Annotated in this window: 3 protein-coding genes; all 3 read right to left on the bottom strand. The window is 35.8% G+C overall.

All coding sequences use genetic code 11. From position 1 onward, the window contains the following. The coding region (locus tag MRZ08_RS00475; RefSeq protein ID WP_297377925.1) for a sugar ABC transporter permease at positions 1-694 on the bottom strand (694 nt) is incomplete at its 3' end. After that, positions 694-1,764 carry an ABC transporter ATP-binding protein gene (locus MRZ08_RS00470; RefSeq protein WP_297377921.1) on the bottom strand — a complete coding sequence of 357 codons (1,071 nt, stop codon included), beginning with the start codon at positions 1,762-1,764 and terminating at the stop codon, positions 694-696. The genes MRZ08_RS00475 and MRZ08_RS00470, both read right to left, overlap by 1 nt. A gap of 16 nt (positions 1,765-1,780) precedes the next feature. After that, on the bottom strand, positions 1,781-2,104 hold the full coding sequence (locus MRZ08_RS00465; protein ID WP_105301198.1) for a hypothetical protein: 324 nt from the start codon (positions 2,102-2,104) through the stop codon (positions 1,781-1,783). Positions 2,105-2,451: the final 347 nt, after the last annotated feature.

Genomic DNA, 2,451 nt, shown 5'->3' with positions numbered 1-2,451 from the left:
TTGAATTGTAGACCTTAAAGGCTGTTATAAAGCTTGTTAGAAACAAAAATGTAATGATTGACTTAAGCTGTGGGAGGGTAATCTTTCTAAACTGTTCCCAGCTACTTGCTCCAAACATCTCAGCCACCTTATAATAACTCTTATCAATTGACCTAAGACCTGCGAGTATCACTATAATATTAAAGGCCAAGGCGTTCCATACGCCAAAGATTATAAGAGCTGTCATATTATAATCAGGATTATTTAGAAAGTCTATTGGACCAAGACCCACAAGGCCTAGGAGGTAGTTTATAAAACCGTATTGGCCGTGGAATAAATATCTAAACACAATACCTATAGCAATAACGCTGGTTAGGTAAGGGATAAAGAACAAAGTCTCGAAGAACTTCCCACCCTTGATATTAGTATTTAGGACCAAGGCTATAAGCATGGCTATAATTATTGATAAAGGAACAACTGTTACAGCATAGATCAAGGTATTTATCATAGCCCTCTTAAAGAGAGGGTCTTTTAATACAATCGGAAAGTTTGAAAATCCAACAAAGCTAGGCGCGAGTATGTTGTTATTTTGCATACTCATCACGAAGGTCCTAATCAAAGGATAGACAGAAAATATAAGGATAGATATAAGGGCTGGGGCTAAATATAGCCAGGCCCTATTATTTTTTTCTGCAGAATACTTAAGCTTTTTCATTAGTAAACCCTACTTCCGTCTTCTTCAAAAATATAAATAGATGGGTAATCTATAGAAATTCCTATCTCGTCACCCTCTTTAATCTTAAGCTTACTATCTACAATCATCTTGGAAGACACGTCGTCTAGATCAAAGTGAAGGATCATATATCTTCCGATCATCTCGATGGAATCAACCCTTACCTTAATATCACTCTGATCATCTAGAATAAAGTGCTCTGGCCTAATGCCTAATAGGCATTTGCCATCCTTTAGCTCTTTCTTAAATCTTTCTTTTTTGAAATCATCTAAGCTAAGATTTAAGTCTGATGAAATTAGGTCATTGGCTTTCTTTTCAAATTCAAAAATATTTATAATAGGATTTCCTATAAATTTCGCAACAAAGAGATTTGCTGGATCAAGGTAGAGATTTTGTGGCTTGTCGTATTGTTGGATAACCCCCTTATCCATCAAGGCTATATAATCAGATATGGAAAGAGCCTCTTCCTGGTCGTGAGTTACAAAAATCGTAGTAACACCCACTTCCTTGACTATATTTCTAATCTCTTCTCTAATAGAAAGCCTAAGTCTTGCATCTAGGTTACTTAAAGGCTCATCTAGGAGAAGGGTCTTTGGATTTTGGATAAGGGCACGAGCTATGGCTACCCTTTGTTGTTGACCACCTGAAATTTGACTCGGCTTTTTATCCTTTATCTCTCCAATATAGGCAAGATCCATGTATTTTTGGGCAATTTTGATTGCTTCTTGCTTTTTTACTTTCTTATCCCCAACTGTAAGCGGAAAGATAATATTTTCTAGAACTGTCATGTGGGGATATAGGGCGTAGTTTTGGAAAACCATACCTATATCACGGTCTTTGGGGTGTTTGTTTATTACACTTTCCCCATCGAACTTGATATCTCCCTTGGTCGGATCGAGGATGCCTGCTATTATGTTTAGTATAGTAGACTTACCGCAGCCAGAAGGTCCCAAGAGAGTAACCAAGGCTCCATCTTCTATATCTAAGTCGATAGATTTTAAGGCCTCATAACCATTTTCATAAACTTTGTTCAGATTTTCAATATTAATCATAATACCTCTTTAATAATTATTCTAAGGGAAAGGTCAACAAGATTACTAGCATAGCAAGCATTAGGCCTATTCCTATTAGAGTGAACCGGTCTTCTTGTTTCTTTAGAGCCAGAATTACCAAGGCTATTGATAAGAAAAATAGGAATAGGTAAATCTGTATAAAAATCCCCTCATCAAATTTTTTGTAAACTAACATCATTATTACTACAGCCGCAAGCAAAAGTATTACCGAAATAATGATTTTGCTCTTCTTATTTTCCATAATCGAATTAAGAAAACTTATAGCAGCAACGACCATAAGCAAGGGCCATAATAAATAATCGAAAAATAAATTTATCATAATACCTCTGTATATAATTATATCATATCTGAATTTATATTTAATAGTATTTACCCTAATTAAATTTGATAATTTGAAATTTTACAAAAAAAGGAGCTGTTGCAGAATGAATAAATCGTACCAATATCGTTAGAAGAACCTCCACGGAAAGTCTCAATAAGCCGACAGGCTAACCGCCTCCATCAGTCGGCAGGCAGCAATAGGCATACCGGCCAGGAGAGGTAAAATTTCCTAAGAGAACCTTCTAACGATGGTACGATGATTATTCATAGTTTTGCAACAGCTCTTGTTATTATTCTACTGGTTTTAACAAGTCAGACTTGATGTATCCTGCTTGGCCATTTACT

The sequence above is a fragment of the Anaerococcus sp. genome, assembly GCF_022770135.1.
Classification (GTDB): Bacteria; Bacillota; Clostridia; order Tissierellales; family Peptoniphilaceae; genus Anaerococcus.
Note: the sequence above shows the minus strand (reverse complement) of the source record. Positions and strands in the feature narration are given on the sequence as shown.